Source organism: Leptospira adleri (genome assembly GCF_002811985.1).
GTDB classification, from domain to species: domain Bacteria; phylum Spirochaetota; class Leptospiria; order Leptospirales; family Leptospiraceae; genus Leptospira; species Leptospira adleri.
In genome coordinates this window covers 1-20580 of sequence record NZ_NPDU01000078.1, presented here as the reverse complement: position 1 = coordinate 20580, position 20580 = coordinate 1, and the positions used below count along the sequence as shown (strand labels likewise).

Here is a 20580-nt window from a genome sequence, read left to right as displayed (position 1 = left end):
ATCGGATACGCAGGATTAGGAGTGATCTCCAGTACTTCGGAGAAAAAAGCCTTCGAAGAAGTTTATAACATTCAAAAAAGAAATCTTTATCTGATGTTCGTGGTAGTTAACGTTTCGATTCTATTCGTGTTCTTTTATTCCAGAAGATTGACAAGACCGATTCTTAAACTCGTGGACGCGTCCAAAGAAATCGAAAAAGGAAATTTTCAACTTACGCTCGAAGCCGAATCCGGAGACGAGATCGGAAAACTGACGACTTCCTTTGTGGAAATGGGAAAGGGACTTTCCGATCGCGACAAAATGAAGGACGCTTTCGGAAAATTCGTGAACAAGGACATTGCGGAGATGGTCCTCAAAGGCGAAGTAAAACTCGGAGGGGACAAAAGAGAATGTGTGATTCTTTTTTCCGATATCCGAAACTTCACTTCCATTTCCGAGATGATCGAACCGGAACTCGTCGTCGAATTCTTAAACCAATACTTCACCGCTATGGTAAAATGTATCAACGCCAACGGCGGAAGCGTCAACAAATACATAGGAGACGCGATCATGGCGGTTTGGGGAGAATTGGGACATACGGAACTCGACACCGAAAAAGCGATTCAAGCCGCACTCGATATGCGCAAGAGTCTGATCCAATTCAATAAGAATCGAGGAACCGATAAAAAGCCGAAGATCTTTATCGGAATCGGAATCAATACCGGAGAAGTCATCGCCGGACAAATCGGTTCCGAAGATCGATTGGAATACACAGTCATCGGCGATACAGTGAATCTCGCTTCCAGAGTGGAATCTCTCACAAAAGTTTTCGGCGCGGATATATTGATCACCGGAAATTCTTACGAAAAAGTAAAAGGTTCGTTCGTGGTCGAAAAATTGAAACCGATCAAGGTTAAGGGAAAAAAATCCCTGCAAACCATCTATGCGGTGTTAGGTCATTCAAAGGACAAAAATTGTCCAAAGAATCTAAAAGAACTGAGAAAACAAATCGGAATGGAATTCAAACCGGGCGGGTCTAAATAAGGATGACGAAAGAAAGATTTCTTTCAGGCGACAGAGCCATTCTGGTTCTACTTGTCTTCAATATAATCTTATTCACCAGTATATTCTTATATGATTATACTCAGTACGGATACACTGGAAATCAGAAAGTCATCGGTACGATTCTTTCCAAATCCAAAACGATCCAGAGAAAATTCGATTCCGAAGTCGTTTGGAAAGACATCGAGATCGGAAATTCGATCCAAAATAGAGATACAATTTTAACGGCGGAAGGCTCTCAGGCAAAACTCAAACTTTTGGACGGAACGGAAATTCTCATCGCGGAGAATTCCATGATCTTCATAGACTATCTCGACAATCGCGCCAACCTTGAAATTTCGGTAGGCGGTTTGCAGGTAACAAGAAGACCGGAAAACAAAGACAACCCTTCTTCGGTCGGAATCCGTTCCGGAGACGGGGTTTTAAAACTCGTGGAAGGAATCGTAAACGTAGAAAAGAAAAAGAATCAGAAGAATTTGGAATACGCGGTCCTTTCCGGAAGTATCAAGGCCGACCCGAGCAATCCCGTTCTTTTATATCCGAAAAAATCCTTGGAAGGATTCGAAAAATTATTTCCAGTCGCCGCTTCCGTGCAAACTACGGAAAGCATTCAATCTGCGTCTGCATCAGCGAGCTCGTCCTCGGGAAATACGGGTTCGAGTAATTCTTCGCTTAACAATTCTTCCGGAACGCCCCTCTCCTCAGGCTCTTCCTCCAATTCGAATTCTTCTTCAAGCAACTACTCCGATCCTACGTCGGATCCGAATTACGGAAAATATGACAATGGTAATCCGAACTACAGAAACAGTACCGGTTCGAATGCAAATTCCAACAATACAAACAATTCGGGAAATCCTGCGGGAAGCGGACAAACGGGACTCAATACAAAATCCGGCTTGAAGCTGGAAAAAACCGCTTCCGGAAATTCTCAGACCGAAAATAAAAATCAAAACGGCAATTCTCAAAACAACGGGAGCGGCCCCTCAAGAACTGGTTACGATCCGGGAGAGTATCTCGGAAAACAAAAGTACGAACAAAATAAGATTCAAGAAAAATCGGATCCAAGCGCTCCCAAAAACAAAACTGAAACTTCTAATTCGGAATCGAAATCGGATTCCAATAAATCCGGATCTTCTACAAACCAAGAAGTCAAAAAACCGAAACCGCCGCGCGAACTGACCCCGGAAGAAATTCAGAGACAGGAAAAAGAAAAACGCAGAAGGGAAAGGGAAGACAAGGAACAAAGAGAATTTTTAAGAATGTAACTCGCGATCCATAGAGAGCGAGTTAGCCGGCGAACAGCGGAGCGTCGTGAGCGGCTCTCAAGCTTTGCTTGAGAAATATCGCGGAGAAATATCGCGGAGAAACCATCGCGGAGAAACACCGCGAGAAATATCGCAAGAACGCCAAACAGACGTTAGAGCGTGAGGTTCCGAATTTCGTGAATGGTTTACAAACTTGACTTGAGAAAGGGGAATGATCTAGCGCAAATTACAATTACCCCTTCAATAAAATCAAAGCTATCTTAAACAGATCCACGTAAGATGGGACATTCGCTTTCGACAATGATATATTAGAATATGGATAATTTACAGATTATCAAAAATACGCTTCTCGAAATCCTGAAAAACATTCATTTTTGGGGAGTGATAGGTTCTTTTTTTCTGCAATCTATCATCTTTCAAAACAAAAGCACATTATTATCACTCGGAATCTTATCTCTACTCGTTTTGCTCGTCTCCTTGTTTTTGGCGGTCTACCCCTTATACGGATTATTCAAACTATTTCACAAACTAACTTCGTCTTCGATACAAGGTATAGAAACGTCCTTTCAGAGCTTTCTTTCACTTCTTATAAAATTTCACGGCAAATACTTTCTTACCGTAAGTCCGCTCATCGTAGGACTCTTGATCGGATTTAACAATAAGTTCTTTACGATTCAAGATTTCAACAAACCTCATTTCGTGATTTTTTCGACTTCTTCACAGGTTTTATATCTGCTCTTTCTTCTCATTGCAATCGGATCGAGAGATCAGAAAAATCTCTTCAAAAAATTCGTTCTATTTTTCAAGCAGCCGAATCTTCGATTGTTGTGCGCGTTATTTTTTCTTTCCAACTTCGCGCAAAAGATATTCTGGGTTCTTATAAAAGAAAGTACGGACTTTTTACACCCGAGCGTCGCCTACGGAATTTACGGACTGCTCATATTGTTCAATATAATCTTATTCATCACACTGACTAAAAACTGGGAAGCGTCGTATTTTGGTTCTTTGAAAGAAAGGGAAATTCTCAAATCCGCCTGAGATCACAAGCGCGTTCCTTCAAAGGAAACGATTCCGCCCAAAAGAATCGCAGTAACGAAAGTATAGAAACCTCTGCTTTCCGATCGAGAAAAATCGACCGAAAGGAATGGAGCAATCGGCTTAATTAAGCGGGAACTACGTCCGCAGGAGTCAGAGATTCGATATTGTGGGTAAAGCCTTCTTTGTCGTGAAAAAGAACGACTAACTTATCATTCTCGAAAGAAATCACTTCTACGATCGTGTTGGTGTGAACGAAAATCCCGTTGTGGAGAAAGGTACGTTTGGTGATCTTGAGTTTGTCGCCCGGTTTCATTCCGCCTCTTTGTTTAGATAAAGATCTTTTCCTTCTTTTTTCATCACGCCGAATAGATGAATCTGTTTCTGATCCAGACGGGTTCCGATATCATAGATCGCGTCCGTAAAATCCGCGCCTTCCACGTTAGCGCCCGCGAGTTTCGCCCAACGCAGATCGGCTCCTCTGAAATTAGAGTTTCTAAGATCCGCGTTGTTTAAAAAAGAACCTCTGAGTTTTGCACCTTCAAAGTTTGCGCCCACAAAGGAAGAATTTTGTAAGAATGCGTGACCGAGATTGGCCCCTGAAAAATCCACACCGTCAAATTTAAGTTTTTCTAATATGATGCTGGAGAGATCCTCTCCTTTGAGGGAACCTTTTTCTTTGAGAATCTCGAAAGCCTTGGAAGCGGTGATTCTTTTTTCTTTGGGAACCCCTTCCCCGCTTTCATAATCCTTCACCGCTTGCAAAAGCGCCGCAACCGCCGACTCGGGATAATTCTTCCTTCTTTCCGGGAACTCGAACATCTTTTCGAGATCTGCGGGAGTTACGGATTTGATTTGATCTACGGTTTTGCCTTTTGCGTATTCCGTCGCCATCGCAAGCGCGACAATTCCGAAACCGCAACCGGTGGTTGTGTAACTTGCGTCAGTGATATGATCGGTGGGATCGATTTTGAGATAAATGCGGTAGCCGTCTCCACAACCAACGTTTCTGTAATTGGAAACCACGGTGGCGTCTTCCATCTCGCGATAGTTGACGCGGTCGTCGTTGATTTGTTTGTACCGTGCAAAGTCCATTACGCTCATGAAATTTCTCCTGCCCGGTGTTTAGACGGCATAAAAAAGATAGAGAGAGTGAAAACTCTTACTGCATCTTGTATTTTTTCTTGAACTTGTCAACTCGACCGGTCGTATCCACAAGTTTGGATTTTCCGGTAAAGAACGGGTGGCAAGCGGAGCAAATTTCAATGTTGATATCGCCGATGGAAGTTCTAGTTTCGTAGACGGTTCCACAAGATGCACAGCTGATTTTTGCTACTCGGTAGTTTGGATGAATTCCAGTTTTCATAGTTTCCCTTTTTTTAGCGGTTACTGGGTGTTCATGCTGGCTAAAAAGGCGTCGTTTGTCTTCGAAAGCCTCATTTTTTCCAGCAATAATTCCATGCTTTCCGTGATGCTCATAGGAGAAAGTACTTTTCTCAGAACAAACACTTTCTGAAGGACGTCCCTTGCGATCAGGAGTTCTTCCTTACGAGTTCCGGACTTGTTGATGTCGATCGCCGGGAAAATCCGTTTGTCGGAAAGTTTCCGATCCAGGTGGATTTCCATGTTACCGGTTCCTTTGAATTCTTCGAAGATGACCTCGTCCATTTTGGATCCGGTGTCGATGAGCGCGGTCGCGATGATGGTAAGAGAACCGCCCTCTTCGATGTTCCTTGCGGCTCCGAAGAATCGTTTCGGCTTGTGAAGTGCGTTGGAATCCACCCCGCCCGAAAGAATTTTACCGGAGGTCGGAATCACCTGGTTGTAAGCTCTTGCCAATCTCGTAATCGAATCCAGAAGAATGACGACGTCTTTTCCGTGTTCTACGAGACGTTTCGCTTTTTCGATGACCATCTCCGCAACCTGAACGTGTCTTTGAGCCGGTTCGTCGAATGTGGAAGAAACGACTTCTCCACGAACGTGACGCGCCATGTCGGTCACTTCTTCCGGACGTTCGTCGATCAGAAGAACGATCAGAGTACATTCCGGATGATTGGAGGTGATAGCGTTTGCGATATTCTGCATGAGAATCGTCTTACCGGTTCTCGGAGGAGCGACGATCAGAGCTCTTTGTCCTTTTCCGATCGGGCACATGAGGTCGAGAATTCTCGTATCCAACATGGAAGGATCGTATTCCATCTTGAGTCTTTCGTTCGGATAAAGAGGAGTTAGGTTGTCGAAAAGGGCTCGTTTGCCGGCGACATCCGGAGTATAACCGTTGACGGTTTCCACACGAAGCATGGCAAAGAATCGTTCGGATTCTTTCGGAGGACGGATCTGACCTTCCACCGTATCTCCCGTTCTGAGACCGAAAAGTTTAATTTGAGAAGGAGAAACATAGATATCATCCGGACCCGGAACGTAGTTATAATCCGGAGAACGAAGAAAGCCGTAACCGTCCGGAAGTTTTTCCATGACGCCCGCAGCGTGCACTTGACCGTCTCTTTCGGCTTGTGCTTGGAGAATGGCGAAGATTAGGTTCTGCTTTTTTAAGCCCCCCGTGTTCTCAACGCCCAAACCTTTTGCGACTTCGATCAAGTCGCCGATCGCTTTTTTCTTGAGTTCTACGAGATCGATCGGAGAAGGAGTGGGACCGTCATAACCGCCTCTTTTGCGTTTCCGAGCGCGGTGATCCGCGTTATCCGAGGATTCAAAATCTTGAGACTCTTGTCCGGTAATTTCTTCTTCGACGGATTCTGTGGTTTCGGAATCGTTTTGGTTGTGGTTATTATTTTGGTGGTGGTGTCTGTTTTTATTGTCTCGTCTTGCTGTTGCCATATAAGGAGCTACTTGAGTTTAAAAAAGGGGAAGGATTCGCCTTTTTGAGATTTTATTTTTGAGAATACAGGATGGAAAGAGAGATCTGCTAAGATCGGCTCTACTCTTGAGATAAAGGATCGAAGGGAACGTTGTCAACGAAATTATTCAACGATGCTTTCTTTTTTTTGCCGGAGTCTTGAAAGAAGCGGACTTCGAAGAGGCACCTTTCTTCGGAAGAATCGAAGATTTCGAAACATTCTTCGCTTTTTTCTTCGGGGAGGAAGAATGTTTTGTTACCGCTGAAGTTTCAATGTTCCTCGTGGCTTTTTCAAGAGAAGCTGTTTCGGATATCGGAGAAACATTCGCTTTTTTACGGGGGATCGGATTCTCCCTGGAAAGAGAATAACGGCTCTGCAGTTCCAAAAACTTGATCCGGTTTTGAAGAGTGGTTCTAGGAACTCCTAACTCGAGCGCGGTATGCGAAATGTTGTCCTGATTTCTTTTGAGAGAATGAAAAATAAAAGCGCTCTCGACTTCTTTGAGCATCGTTTCCAGAGGAAGTTTTTGCAGAAATGCGTCGCTAACGGACGGAAATTCCAGACCGTTTTCATCTTGTTGTCCGAGTCCGGAACGGGGAGAAACGAAATGATAGAGATAACCTACGATCTTAGAGCCCTGTTTGAGAACGATGATTCTTACGTTGCATTCGAGTTCGTTCACGTAGGTCTGAAGAGAAAAGGAAGAATTTCCTTCCAAGCGGAGTTCGTTGGTCTTTAAGTAATTAGCCAGAAGATTCTTGCTCATTTCCTTGAGCAATCTCTCCGCCTGAAGAATCGAATCCCGAAAGTATTTTTTAGTAAGAATCGTCTGTTCAAAGGTTTCGTTGTAAAAAATCGAACTTCCGTCGAGATCGGTCGCCAAAAGTCCGTCCGGGAAATTCTGGAGAATCAGCTCCATAAACCAAGCGCGGGAACTCTGTTCCAGTTCTTGTTTTTTTTCTTCGGTCGGAGGTTCGACCGGTCGAGTCGCGGAAACGAGTTTTCCCAAACCGGCCATGACTTGGACCTTGTCCCATTCTTCCTTTTTTTCCCCTGTTTTTGCGAGAACGGGAATCGATTTCTGTCTTTGGAAGTATTGAAAGAAGGATTCCGGGATTTCCGTTTCTAAAAAAGAATCCGGAAGCGCCGAATATTCCCGGTCGGAAGAACTTAAGTCCGCCATTTCCATTTGAATCAATTTGCGAGATAAAAGCCCGACGAGATTTCCGGATTCATCGATCACGGGAAGATGAGTCGCCGGAGTGATGAGAAAGTATCTGTATATGGCTTCAATTTTCATGGAGGATGGCGAGATTCTCAAATGCCGAATCGGCGTCAGAATACTCTTATTTTTCGGATGGGAAGAAAATTCTTCTCTTTTTTCGCGCGAGAAACGGGGTTTCCGGAAAAGATTCGGGCTCAAAGATTCCGCAAAAGAAACCGGATCGGAAGTGTGCTCTTCCGTTCAGACGGAATTTGTGTGAGTTCCTACTTTTAAGAAGGTTCGTCGATACGGACTCCCCAAACAGGCTCCCAGTCTTGAAAATAAAATTTGCGGGAGTTCCTACGGAATCGGATATAAGCGCCCTGCGTTTCGGAAAGTGAGCTTAAAAAAATATCGTTTCTTAGATTCCCTTTTCAATTGCCGATTCCATCTTGATTTCAAATCCGATCCCATGGAACTCAAGAGAAACTTAGATTCTCTTAAAATTATCAAGTTGTAATTTGATATCTCTTGCAAAAAATTCCAGAGCGAGTTATCAAACAGACTTTGTTGTTTGAAATCAAGGTTCCGACAAATCCCCAAAAGAAATCCGATGAGCTCTTTGCAAAGAAATCAAATTCGAAAATCTACATCCGAGGTTCAATCATGATCCTAAAACCTACGCTTCCCCAGGAAAATTCTTCTTCCGATTATTATTCTCATTTTTTCCGTTTTCTGGACCAATACGATTACGACGGCGCGTCCGAATTCTTATCTTCGATTTTTAAAAACGAAAAAAGCCAAACCAAAAAAGGAAGTCCTACTGACTTTTTTTATGAGGAAGATTCGAATTCTACGAAGAGTTTATTCGCTCACTTTCAGGAAATGAATGCGGCGTTTCATTTTTCGGAACCTCTCGAAAGCCGTATCGGAAGAATTTTGGAGAACTTAGAAGAGAGTCTAACGGAGGACAATCTGCGAAAGCACCGTTTCAAACCGTTCAACGGATTTCTTTTTAAAATGTCCGATTACGAATTCTGCAACGCGGTAATGGATTCCGTTCATTTCGATTTAGAGGAAAGAACCGCGTCTTCCGCTCTCGGCCTCAATCACGAAATGATCTGGGACGCGGATTCTTATCCTCCGGGAGAATCTTCCGAATATTACGATTTTATTTACGACCTCAAAGAGGGAGAATTTCCGATTTCTTTCCAAGGAAAAAAAGTAAAAGGAAACGATCTTCACGTTCATACAAAATTGATTCTTTTTTCTAAAATGATAAGCGAAATGGTCAAAACTCTTTTCGAAGAGGAACGATTTGCAAAAATTCCGAAAGAGTTTCCGTTCTACGTTTTGATCGATTCGCAAGATTGTTACGACTACAAGGGAAAACCTTTTCTTTTGGAAGTTTTGCCGGCGATCCAACTTCAATCCTTGGAGAAAAATCCTCACCTTACGATCCACCAAAACTCTTCTCAAAAGGAAGATAACGTTTCCTCCGCGGAGGAATTGATCTTCTCTCTCGCTTATTTGGAAAATCCGGATCAAAAGGAATACAAACGTCTTCTCGAACTCGTAGACTCCCATCCGGAATGGAAGGAATTGCTCTTTCAAGGAGGAATTTTTTCACTTCAGAAAACGGAAACCGTAATCGGAAAACCGGAATGGAAAAGATCCTTCTTAAAAAGCGAAGAAGCCCCTTCCGATTTATCTTTGTCCGAAAACGCGGCTTCCGGCTTACAGGATTCGGATTTGTCCGCCGTTTGGAAAAAAATTCAATTCTTTCCATCCTCCTACTTCTCGAGTTTCTTTTGGAAACTGGCCGAGTTCAAACCGGAAGTCCATTTGCAAACGGCAAAAGATTTTCAGAATAAGGTATTTCTCAATTCTCCAAAACCTCTGGAGGATACTTACACAAAAGCCATTCCATATATTCAAGAATTTTCATATACTCTCGTGGATTCCTATTTGGGAATTCCCGAAACCTACAGAGAGGAACTCAAACCCTCTTTTGAGGAAGCTCTCGTTCGATTGGAACAACTTCCGCATCCCGGATTTAAACTCAGAGCTATGGAAATAGGAACTCGACTTTCGTCCGGCGACTGGACCTCGAAAATCAGTCCCGTTCTTCAAAACGCAACGGAAGAATATATCAACCAGATCATCGGATTGATTCGTTGTATGCCGGAAGAATTTCCTTGGTTTGGAGACGCCTGGGATTTTGTCTTCGAAGATCGTTTGTTTACTCTTGGACGGCAGGCGAAAGCCGCGGTTCCAGTTTTGACGGAGGTCTTGGAAAGATACAATCGGGATTCTTTCAACGAAGACGTTACCCGAAACCTCGCCCCCGTTTTTCACGAGATCGGAGCGGAGGACATTCATCCGCTCATTCACGAACTTCACAAAAGAAACCAATTCTACATGGAAGAATTTTATTCTAAGTGGTCCAAACAAGCGCCTTCAAATCGATGGTCTCGTTTTGAAGAGGTCATCGAAAATTCTCCCGAAAGCCTGAACGAATCCTCGACCTGGAATCGATTTCTTTACGATAGCGAACCGGGATTCCAACTCTATTACGAAAACATGGAAAATGGAAAAGTAAAAGATTCGATATTTCGATCCTTCTTGCAAGCCCTCAAGGATCAACCGTTCGATCTTCTGCAAAGATTCGCGCTTTTCTATTCCGAAAATAAAAAGAAGTCTGCAAAGAAAAACGAAGAGAACTTTTTCTCAACCGTAGCCGAAGTCGCGGCAATCCTGACTTTTCTCAAATCGCAAATATCCTTTACGAAAGAGCAGTTGGAAACCTGGGAACTCGGATGCTCGGCAAAGGCCGTCGAGGCTTTCGCAAAATCCAAGGAAGAATGCGAGGAGATTTTAAACAAAACACTTTCAGAATTTCAAGACAACCCCTTTCTCAAATTTCTGAAAGTGAAAACGATCGAAAATAAATACGGATTAAAAAGTGCGATGGAAGAATTAAAGACAATCCTTTCCGATCTCTGGAAAGAAGATTACGTTCTCAACAAAGCGTTTTTCCTATTCTTACTCAAAACTCATACGGATTGGAGTAAAATTACTTCCGAAGAAATTTACGCGTTTTACGAAAAAACGAAGGCGCTTTTTGAAAAAGAATTTTATAACAACGGCCGATTCGCGGCGCAACTGAGTTCGTTTCGGATGAATTTATTTTCCAAGGTTTTGGAAAAGGAATATCCGAAGCTCGTTTTCTCCGAACAGGAAACCTACTTAAAATTAAAAGCGGAAGAATACAAAACCCTGGAAACGTTAGGCACTCTTTCTCCTGAAAAAATTGTTCACTATCTAAAACCGGGAAACCCTTCCTTAAACTTTTTTTTAGCTTCCAAGGCGATCCTAAACTCAGAAAGTTTAGAGTCTTCACTTTTACAAGTTCTCGAATGGGAAACTCAAGACGCGGAGCTTTTTCCTTTTTTAAAACTTTTCTATCAAGATTCATTTTTGAAAGAAAAACTATACGATCATCCGGTATTCTTGAACCATCTTTCCTACTTTATCGAAAATTATCGCGAAGTAAGTCCGAAAGAACTTGCGAAAATCGTCTTCAATCGCCTGAGGGAAAAGAAAAATTCCGAAACGATTGTAAAGACCGCCAAAACGCTTGATAACGAAACGATCATAAACTGTTTTCTTTCGATCCATTGGGCTTTTCAGAACGAGAACAAAATGAACGAATTGGAAGAACTAACGGAACAAATTCTTCAAAAAACGGATTTGCGAAAACCGGAATACGTTCTGATTGCTGGAAACCTCGGTGTGCTCTATATTCAAAATGAAAATTTAGAAAAAGCAAAAGAGCTTTTTCAAAAACTCTTTTCGATGGATTGGAGCCGTTTCGATTATAAAAAAGATAAGTCGGCTCTGGATATGGAAAAAATTATCGGACCCGATATCAACGAACAATACGCGGACATCTTTAGAAAGTATTTTGCAATGGCTAAATTCAACGCGGCCTGTCTCTATTCCCGGATGGAGGATGCATCTCAAGCGGTTTCTTATCTGAAGGAAGCGGTTTCCCTCGAACCGAAAACCTACGACCGCAAAAAGATTCTCGCGGAAACCGACTTTTCCAAGATCAGCGGAGACCAAACATATCAGGATTTTTTAAACTCTCTCAATTGAGGAAAAAAGAATGTATCAAGCGCAATTAAAACTTCTGAAAAGAATCCCCTTGAGTTCCGCAAACAGATTTGTAATTCATAAAAACCACGCTTACATCTGCGACTTGTACGGAGATGCTCGAGAAATTCACGTTCTCGATCTGAACGATCCGGCAGATCCAAAACAGGTTCGTTCGATTCGATTTCAAAATTCGATCGGAAGTCTCGCGATCCGGGAAGAGAAGTTGTATGCAACCGAAAGCAGAAGAGCCCTTCACGAATTCGATCTCTACGACCCATCAGATCCGAAATTTTTGGAATCCTACGTCCTATTGGGTTACGACCTCTACGATCTTCATTTTTCCTCGAATCAGGCGATCCTTGCGATGAACTGGGAAGGAATCGGGATCGTCGACTTAAAAAAACCGGACTCGATTCAACCGTTTCCTATTCAAAAAACGGACAAGGGTTTTGTGGAAAAACTGGTTCCTTTCGGAGATAATTTTTTATTCGTAAACAACAGGGAATTCTTATATACCATTTCCGCGTTAGGCGGAACACTTAAAAACGAGGATAAAAAAAGTTTTCCGAATTTCAAACCGTCCAAAATATATCCGATCGGAGAAGAGATCGTCTTATATGGAGAAACCAAAAAGGGAAAAAAAGAATTCTCTTCGATTCTAATCTTGGATAAGAATCTCCAGCAGATCGACGAACCGATTGCAATTCGTTACGAACCCGTAGATTGTATCGCTCTTTCCGACGGGAACGTGCTGCTTTGTTTCGATTATTCTTACGCTTCCTTGGATCGAAAGGAAAAAAGGATCCTGCCTTTATTCGAACTTTTCGAAGATCGTAATTCAAAAGAATACATTGAAATTCCCTCCAAAGTGAAAAATAAATCCCAGGAATCGGACGAAGAGGAAGACGATTACGATCCCCGCAAAAACGATTTGTATTGTTTTGATTCTCTCCGCGCCTTACGCAAAATAGGAAATTTTTTATTTACTACGCATGGGAAAGAATTTATCACCTTTTCCGTTTCGGAAGATTCGTTATTTCAAAGGATCGTAGAATGAAATTTTTGGAAACAACTCGCGGATCGATTTGCCAGTTCCAAGGTTCGACTTGAAAAAAATAGAATTGGGAACCTCTGTTTTTCCTCGGATTTTCCCCGGAGGATCCTTTTTGTTTCCGTATGTCCGCTTTCTTTCGAATAACCCCTCCCCTAAATCATCCGAATTCGGATTTTGAGGATCTAAAACAATTCAAAAACTCTTATTTCTCCTCCGTACCGCTATTCTGAAGCCGTTTTAAAGGTCTGATCTTCTTCTCCTCGACCCAGCACCGATTCTACAATTTTTTTAGGATTCGCATTCTATAAGAAGTGAATTCGGCTTTAGAAAAAGAAATAAAATCAAGAATCACGATTTGTTGTTTTTACAGGATATCTCTTTATAAATCGATGAATAAATATTATAATTTCAGACAATTCAAATACGCTTCTTTTCTTTTGATTCTAAGTTTCTTTACCCTTTCTTCCTGCGTCCGCAAACCGGAAGGAGGCTCCATCTTTGATACCGCGATTTTCTCCAATTTTCTTACGAACGCACAAACGCCGCTCAAACTCAAGGCTCGAGTTCAAGGATTGGCGAGCGGCGCTTCTTTTACGATTTCAGATCAGGACTCGGAAGTTCTTACGATTTCGGGTAACGGAGATTTTGAATTTCCAAACAAAAAAATGAAATATTCCGAATTTTCGGTTTCCATTCTTTCGCAACCAGTTACAATTCCGAGCCAAACTTGTGCGATCACAAATCCAAAGGGAATGATCACTCCGGATTCTAATCTTGTTGAGATCAACTGCGGAACGAAATTCTTCAATTTAAACGTGAACGTTTTTGGAATTTCAAACTCCGCGAGCGGAACACTTTCCGTTCGGAACGGAGCCGTTGATACTTTGAATGTTACGAACGATGGGACTTATTCTTTTTCGGCTCAGATTCCAGACTCGCTTTCGTATTCCGCTTCCATTCTTTCCAATCCTAATAAGCACACTTGCATAATCGAAACGATTCCCCCTGCTTCCGGAACTATAAACGGAGCGCCCGTGACACTTAACGTGAATTGTTTGAGTTTGCTCGATTCCTTACCTGTCGATCAAACTGCGATAGGCTCCTTGGACGACGTGATTCTTACGTTTTCAAAACCGGTAACTCCGATGAGTTGCAACTTTTCGGCACCTCCGATTTACTGTTTCGGTAACATGAGTACGTCTGCGCTTCCACTGACCGCCGCAGATTACAACACGAATAGACTTACGATCCATCCGAACATCAACTGGAATAACGGTTTAAGACAATGTATTCAGCTTTCGGGATGTACGGAATCGGGAACCAACCGTCCGTTCAATCTCCCGCAGCCTACGAGTTATACGGTCACAAATCAAATAAAATACGTGAACGGAACGGGTACGAACGTTGGTTCCTGCGGTACTGTCGCAACTTCCTGCAATAGCATTCAATATGCGATCTCCCAGTGTAACACTCTTTCCCCGTGCTTTGTCCTCGTCGCTCAAGGGTCTTATTCAATCACTACTCTTGCCGATAGAATCGTATTGATAGATAAGCTCCAACTTTTGGGAGGCTTCAGCATGGACTTTCAATCTAGGGATATTGTCGCCAATCAGACTACGATTCAAGACAATCTCGGAGTCGGAGCCTGCGGAGGAAGCGACCTTACCTCTTGCACTCCGATCGCCGGCGGATCCTTAACTTTGACATCCGACGTTTTAATCCAAGGCTTTACTCTTATCACAAATTCCAACAACCGAGTTGCAACGGGAATATGGCTGGATAATATTTCCACGGGCGCTTTTACTCTGACGATCAACAAAAACACGATTTTAGGAACGGCTTCGAGCGCGCCTTACGCCTTGATGCTTGCGAGATCCGGCATCTATGCGTCCAACGTAAGAAACTCTTTCATAGTCTCCGAAAATTATATCTTAGGCGGGAGCGGAAATTCGATGTCGATCGGACTTCGATTGTTCAACGACACTCAGGGGTATGTTTACAACAACTCGATCAGCGGGGCATCTCATCTCAATTTGAACGACGGCATTGATTCTTCCGTTGGAATTGCGATCAACAACATGGCCGACAACTTTACTCAGACCCTAGTGATCGCAAATAATATCATCAATGCATATCACGTAAACGGAACTCCAACGGTAAACGCTGTCACTTCGAAAGGTATCGAAGCTTTGCGGATCAACTCACCGAACTTTTACGTTATTCACAATACGATATTCGGCGGAAACGGAACGACTCGTTCCTATGGCATCCATCATCAGAGCACCGGAGCCGTTAACTTAAAGTTGGTCAACAATCAGTTTCTTACGAATCCGTCGGCTACGAACCGAATATGCCTGAACTACGATACAAACAACGTCAATACCGCCTCGGATATCCGAGGAAATAATTTCTTCGGTTGTAACCCCGCGGTTTCCTCCTCTCCGGGAGGACCTTTTAGAGTGTGCGGCATAGAACCGAGTCCTTTGAAAGATGCTTTTCTTTGTCTTACGCCTCTTACGAATGCGACTCAAACTAACTTCAGTCACGATCCTTTATTCCAGAATCCGACTGGAAATTTGAACGTCCTCTTACTGAATTCGAATTCAAAATGTAATTCCGTTTATGGCGGAGTTGATCCCGCTTATCCTCCGGCGATCTCTCAATTTTATCAACGCGACATTAGGGGAACTTCTAGAACTTCAAACATTCTTCCCGCGCCGGTGCCGACGGGTTCTTTCGGATATTCCATCGGAGCCTTCGAATATAACGGAAACTGCTCGCCTTGATAAAAAATAGATTCAATTTTTTGAATGTGTTTACGTTGAAAGAATCAAAGCCGACGGTAGAAAACTCGGACTGAATTCTGCTCCGAACGAAAACAAAGAACCGCTTTCAACAAGTTTTTTTGGCAAAAACTTTGTCGGAACAAACAATTCGGTTCGATGGTTTGATTGAGAGCCGAACTTAAGGAAAGAAGAATTCTGCGTTTCGAGCTTGCAATGTGTGAGTTCCTACTTTTCAAACTCGGCGGACATCGATAAAAACAAGAAAGTGCGGTATAAAACCCGAATCGGAAATTCCGATTCGGGTTTTTGTTCTTCAGATCGGAAGCCGGATTCTATTTTTTGAAGGCAAAACTTAACCTGAATTCTTTCGGACTATTTCTTGGCGGCGAATACAATACAACTATAATACGTACTGCCCGATGCCGAATACTGTTGATTTGCTCCGACTCCGGTAGTTCGACCGGAAGCGTAATATTCTTGTTTGCATTCGGTTGGTTTTGACTCCTTGTACTCAGGGAAAATTCCTTGAATTTCCTTGAGAGCCGCTTCTCTTGCTTCGAATTCGGTCATTCCGATCCCTTGAATCACGGCTTCCGTTTCCGTCTTTTTAAGAGTCCGCGTATTCATAGAACAGCCTACGAATAGAAGAATGCCGATACAGGCAGATAGATATTTTTTCACCGAATACTCCTTGAATCTTTCGTCGTTTCCGAAGGCGATAGATTTCGTCTAACTTTTTCGCCTTCAAAGGACACAGTTTTCCAATGCCGAAGTCAGAAAAGAAGTATTATTATATTTTCTTAATTCTTCTTGATTTGAATTTTATAACGGACAGCAACTTGGAAATAAAAGTTCGCTTATCAAAAACGATAATGGGAAATGTATTTTCAAAATTGCAGATTTTTATTTTCCCTCTGGAAGTCGAAATTCCAATCCTTAACGCAAAAGGAATAAAAGAGGATTTGTATTTGCGGAAAATTAAGAAATCCAGGCGCGGACTTCATTGGCTCAAATGATAAAATGACAGAAGCGAAACAAAAGCCGACGATTCGTGAAAAAGCGCACACGGGAAGCGATCGGCTTTTGCTTTTATAAAAAATTCTTAAAGCGAGGAGATTCTTGCGATTGCTTCTTCTACGTCTTCTTTCTTTCCAAATGCGCTGAGACGGAAATAACCTTCTCCGGCGGGACCAAACCCGGAACCCGGAGTCCCCACCACTTGAGCCTTATCCAAAAGTCGGTCAAAGAAGTCCCATGAGGAAAGATGATCGGATGTCTTCAACCAAATGTAAGGCGCGTTGACTCCGCCGAACACTTCGTATCCCGCTTTTTTCAAACCTTCCCGAATCTTCGCGGCGTTGGACATATAGTATGCAATGGATTCTTGTATTTCCTTTTTTCCTTTGGCGGAATAACAAGCCTCGGCGCCTTTCTGAGTGACATACGAAACCCCGTTGAACTTCGTTGTATGTCTTCTACTCCAAAGAGAATTGAGACTCACTTCGTCTCCTGACTTCGTTCTTCCTTTGAGTTCTTTCGGAATGACGATGTAAGCGCAGCGTAATCCGGTGAATCCCGCGGTTTTGGAAAAGGAACGAAACTCGATCGCGACTTCTTTTGCTCCTTCCACTTCGTAGATAGAACGCGGAACGCCCGGTTCGCTGATAAAGGCTTCGTAAGCGGAATCGTAAAGAATGATGGAATTGTTTTTCTTCGCATACTCCACCCAGGCTTTGAGGGCTTCCTTCGTGGTTACGGTTCCGGTGGGGTTATTCGGATAACAAAGATAAATGATGTCCGCTTTCTCCTTGGGAATCTCCGGCTGAAAACCGTTCTCCTTTGTCGCGGGCATATAGATTAAATTGGAATACCTTCCATCGGCTCCGATTTCGCCGGTTCTTCCCGCCATCACGTTCGTATCCACATATACGGGATATACGGGATCGGCTACCGCGATCTTCGCATCGGTGGAAAAGATTTCTTGAATATTACCACAATCGCATTTAGATCCGTCGGAAACAAAGATCTCGCTCTCGTCGATCTTAATTCCCAGAGTTCCATAGTCGTGATCCGCGATCGACTTTAGCAAAAACGAATATCCTTGTTCCGGTCCGTATCCGTGAAATCCTCCTGAGGTTCCCATTTCTTTCGAAGCCGCGACCATCGCGTCCACGACGGAAGGAACGATCGGAAGCGTAACGTCTCCGATTCCCAAACGAATGATCTTTGCCGAAGGATTTTTTTCGGAATAGATCTTTACACGTTTCGAAATCTCGGGAAATAAATATCCCGCTTTTAATTTTAAATAATTCTCATTGATGTTCGCCATCTTCGTTTTCCCTATCGATTAATTTTCTTCCGGCAAAACCTTCTTCGTAACCGTGTTCGAAAAGAAGATCCTCTTCTCCGAGGTGCCAGCAATAATATCCGTTTCCGTGATCGAAATCTATCAGCCAAAGACCTTTGACTTCGATTCCGTATTCTTGAACTTTGGAAGACCATTCGAAGATCGAAATCCGAATCGATTCTTCCTTCTGTTCCATTTCGTTCTCGGGAAGAATTTTTTCCCGAAGCTGAGTCGTCAGTTCCGATACATAAGAATAGTATTCTTCCGTAATCTCCCTTATCACGGGTAGAATTTTACGCGCCTCTTCGTATGTCCAGATTTTACGTTCCAAAAAAAATTAGAAATCCTGTCCTAAGGAAAGACAAAGAAGAGTCATCCTGCTTACGACTCCGTATCTCGCCTGTCTGAAATAGGCCGCGTTCGGAAGATCGTCCACGTCCGTCGAAAGTTCGTTCACTCTTGGAAGGGGATGCAGGATCGTTGTGTCTTTCTTGGAGGCGAGAATCAGCTCTTTGTTAATCTTAAAAAGATCCTTCAGCCTTTCGTATTCTTTGTGATCCGGGAATCTTTCTTCCTGAATGCGCGTAACGTATGCGACGTCGCAATCCCAAACCGATTTGATATCCGCCGTCTCTTCCAGAGTGATCGGAAAACCTTCGAGACCTTTTTTGTAGGATTCCGGAAGAGCCAACTCGGGCGGAGAGACGAGATAAAGATGAACCTTATAGTGCCTGAGCAAATTGATAAGAGAATGGATAGTTCTTCCGTATTTAAGATCTCCGATAAAAGCGACAGTAAGACCGTCTAACGTTCCTTTTTCGGAAATGATCGTATAAAGATCGAGAAGAGCCTGAGTCGGATGTTGTCCGGCTCCGTCGCCCGCGTTGATCACGGGAATTTTCACGGCTCCGGCTGCGATTCGCGAGGAGCCTTCTACCGGATGACGGATTACAGCGATATCCGCGTAGGCCTCGATCATCTTCATCGTGTCATACAACGTCTCACCTTTTGAGATGGAGGAGAATTGAAATCCGACCGTGGAAATCACCCTTCCGCCGAGACGTTCCATCGCGGCTTCAAAAGAAAGACGGGTTCTCGTAGAGGCTTCGAAAAAGAGAGAGGCCAAAAGTTTTCCGGTCAAAATCCCGAAGGCCTTATTCTGTTCCACAAGGCGTTCCATATCTCTGGTTTTTCCGATGAGAAAATCCAGATCCGCCTTCGAGAACTGCTCGGTATCCAAGACATTCTTATGATTATAGGACATTAAGCGACAGAATGTAAAAAATGCCCCTTTTGACAATCAAATTGAAGCGCCGTATCCGCAAATTTAAACTTTCTTAAGAAGTCTTGGAATTTTCAGGAAGAGCCAAGAGCCCGCGGAATTGCCGAAACGTTTGTCGAAAGAGAGAAAGATCCATTCGATCTTTCGTCTTTGCAAACTGATCGGGCAAACGATTCCAAGGACAACCGGGAAAGAAATGATGAATCCGATGATAGTTGAAATTGAGAAAGAGAAAGGACAGAACTTTGGGAACTCCTAAGTTGTAAGAAGAATAAGAATCGTCGATGTCTTTTCCGTAATGATACGAATGATCCAGAACGGAGACGATAAATCCTCTTAAAATCAAAACCGAAACCAAGACCCAGAAGAAAGGACCCGAAAAAAGAAAAGCGATTCCGAACAAAAAAAGAATCCAAAAAGAATCGATCCGCAACTCGCGAACGATTTCAGGTTTTTGAATCTGTTTGAAAAAAGCCTTTTGCACCGGAAGACGGGAAAAATATTTTTCCGCAAAAGGAATCGAAAAAGAAAGCGGCAAGGATAAAAGAAAACCGCCGGCGACTTCCAAAAAATAAGTTCCCTGCAAAAGTTTTAGGTAATAGAAGAATTTCTGAATCGAAACCGGGATTCCGTTCGGTTCTATAAATTCGATCCTCTCGCCTTCCTCCCGATTGAATTTATGATGCATCAGATGCGCAGTCTTTGCGACTTGATAGGGAGTTCCAAAAAGAATACAAAGAATCCTTCCTGCAAGATGACTTTCGGCGCGGGAGTTCGAAAAATTTCCGTGAACACATTCGTGAATGAGAGCCCAGAGCGTGTAAGAAAAAATCGCGGAGAAAAAAAGAAGAATCCAGATCGACCAAGGAGAAGAAAAAAAACCGCTCGCGTTTCCGAAGTAGAGAGACAAGAAGAATACGCTTAACAAAAAGGCGATCATTCTGTTTTTACTTTCGGGAAGGTTTCTTCGAGGCGCGTTTGTCATCTTTGAATCCGGAAATCGCTTTTTCCTTTTTCAAAGAAGAGCAAAAATTCTACAATTGAAAATTGGAAACTTTCGAATACTTAGAAAAACGACTTTCAGGCCGCAAAAACCAAAACGAATCTCCAGAGAATCAAAACGTGGGACCCTGCCTTCGAAATATAACTTCCAGCGCGCCCCCAAAATCATATTTTATTTTGTCGGAAAGATCAAGCCGCAAGAACCTGTCCCAGTTTTGGGACAGGTTCTGTATATAAAGATGAATTGAATCTTTAGAAAAATCTGTCGGAAACCCGCAATCGCCCGTAAAAAGTCGCGGGCGACCCTGCGGCGCGATCCGTAAAGAGCGCCGCGCTGAGTTTCGTGTGGAGGGCGGGTTCGCGGGAAAGCTCGAGAGACGCCCCTCTATCATAAAAATCTTATATTCTAAAGTAAAATTCTTCTCGCCGGAGTTCCGACAAATCCTCCGCAAAAGTCACTCTTTTCTCGAATCCGCATTCGATTCTTGATTCCATAAAAAAGATCGTTCATTCCCGAGGAGGATCCATTTTACTTTTTCTATTTT

The 20580-nt window shown here is 43.1% G+C and carries 16 protein-coding genes; 6 read left to right on the top strand and 10 right to left on the bottom strand.

Features of this window, described 5'->3' with window-relative positions:
- The 3 genes from CH376_RS20255 to CH376_RS20245 form a co-directional block, all read left to right on the top strand.
- The coding region (locus CH376_RS20255; RefSeq protein ID WP_133124671.1) for an adenylate/guanylate cyclase domain-containing protein at positions 1–1023 on the top strand (1023 nt) is incomplete at its 5' end.
- A 2-nt stretch (positions 1024–1025) separates the two neighbouring features.
- Positions 1026–2306 (top strand): FecR family protein, encoded by a 1281-nt coding sequence (locus tag CH376_RS20250; RefSeq protein WP_100787613.1) that lies wholly within the window; start codon positions 1026–1028, stop codon positions 2304–2306.
- A 315-nt stretch (positions 2307–2621) separates the two neighbouring features.
- The gene (locus tag CH376_RS20245) at positions 2622–3344 is read left to right on the top strand and encodes a hypothetical protein (RefSeq protein WP_100787717.1); all 723 of its coding nucleotides are present in this window, start codon (positions 2622–2624) and stop codon (positions 3342–3344) included.
- 124 nt (positions 3345–3468) lie between these two features.
- On the opposite strand, the gene CH376_RS20240 is transcribed toward CH376_RS20245, so the two are convergent.
- From CH376_RS20240 to CH376_RS20220, 5 genes are all read right to left on the bottom strand, one after another.
- Positions 3469–3657 carry a hypothetical protein gene (locus CH376_RS20240; RefSeq protein WP_010575424.1) on the bottom strand — a complete coding sequence of 63 codons (189 nt, stop codon included), beginning with the start codon at positions 3655–3657 and terminating at the stop codon, positions 3469–3471.
- Entirely contained in the window at positions 3654–4445 is a 792-nt protein-coding gene (locus tag CH376_RS20235; protein WP_100787718.1) for a pentapeptide repeat-containing protein, read from the bottom strand. The genes CH376_RS20240 and CH376_RS20235 overlap by 4 nt, the downstream gene beginning before the upstream one ends.
- A 58-nt stretch (positions 4446–4503) precedes the next feature.
- Entirely contained in the window at positions 4504–4707 is a 204-nt protein-coding gene (gene rpmE, locus CH376_RS20230; RefSeq protein WP_100787719.1) for a 50S ribosomal protein L31, read from the bottom strand.
- Positions 4708–4727: 20 nt separating this feature from the next.
- Complete coding sequence (rho, locus tag CH376_RS20225; RefSeq protein WP_100787720.1) at positions 4728–6179, bottom strand: transcription termination factor Rho; 1452 nt, start codon at positions 6177–6179, stop codon at positions 4728–4730.
- A 147-nt stretch (positions 6180–6326) separates the two neighbouring features.
- The gene (locus CH376_RS20220; protein WP_100787721.1) at positions 6327–7499 is read right to left on the bottom strand and encodes a CBS domain-containing protein; all 1173 of its coding nucleotides are present in this window, start codon (positions 7497–7499) and stop codon (positions 6327–6329) included.
- Positions 7500–8069: 570 nt separating this feature from the next.
- On the opposite strand from CH376_RS20220, the gene CH376_RS20210 reads away from it, so the two are divergent.
- The 3 genes from CH376_RS20210 (at position 8070) to CH376_RS20200 (ending at position 15404) form a co-directional block, all read left to right on the top strand.
- A complete protein-coding gene (locus CH376_RS20210) occupies positions 8070–11564 on the top strand; it encodes a tetratricopeptide repeat protein (protein ID WP_100787731.1) in 3495 nt (1164 codons plus the stop codon).
- A gap of 10 nt (positions 11565–11574) precedes the next feature.
- On the top strand, positions 11575–12621 hold the full coding sequence (locus CH376_RS20205) for an LVIVD repeat-containing protein (RefSeq protein WP_100787723.1): 1047 nt from the start codon (positions 11575–11577) through the stop codon (positions 12619–12621).
- Positions 12622–13007: 386 nt separating this feature from the next.
- Positions 13008–15404: a hypothetical protein gene (locus tag CH376_RS20200; RefSeq protein ID WP_125231992.1), complete on the top strand. Its 2397-nt coding sequence runs from the start codon at positions 13008–13010 to the stop codon at positions 15402–15404.
- A gap of 372 nt (positions 15405–15776) precedes the next feature.
- Here the strand turns inward: CH376_RS20200 and CH376_RS20195 are convergent, their stop codons facing one another.
- From CH376_RS20195 to CH376_RS20170, 5 genes are all read right to left on the bottom strand, one after another.
- A complete protein-coding gene (locus tag CH376_RS20195) occupies positions 15777–16085 on the bottom strand; it encodes a hypothetical protein (protein WP_100787725.1) in 309 nt (102 codons plus the stop codon).
- Between the two features lie 421 nt (positions 16086–16506).
- Positions 16507–17733 carry an LL-diaminopimelate aminotransferase gene (locus tag CH376_RS20185; RefSeq protein ID WP_100787727.1) on the bottom strand — a complete coding sequence of 409 codons (1227 nt, stop codon included), beginning with the start codon at positions 17731–17733 and terminating at the stop codon, positions 16507–16509.
- Positions 17717–18082 carry a DUF2203 domain-containing protein gene (locus CH376_RS20180; protein ID WP_100787728.1) on the bottom strand — a complete coding sequence of 122 codons (366 nt, stop codon included), beginning with the start codon at positions 18080–18082 and terminating at the stop codon, positions 17717–17719. The genes CH376_RS20185 and CH376_RS20180 overlap by 17 nt, the downstream gene beginning before the upstream one ends.
- A gap of 6 nt (positions 18083–18088) precedes the next feature.
- A complete protein-coding gene (gene pyrB / locus CH376_RS20175) occupies positions 18089–19015 on the bottom strand; it encodes an aspartate carbamoyltransferase (protein WP_100787729.1) in 927 nt (308 codons plus the stop codon).
- A gap of 73 nt (positions 19016–19088) precedes the next feature.
- Positions 19089–20018 (bottom strand): fatty acid desaturase family protein, encoded by a 930-nt coding sequence (locus tag CH376_RS20170; protein ID WP_100787730.1) that lies wholly within the window; start codon positions 20016–20018, stop codon positions 19089–19091.
- Positions 20019–20580: the final 562 nt, after the last annotated feature.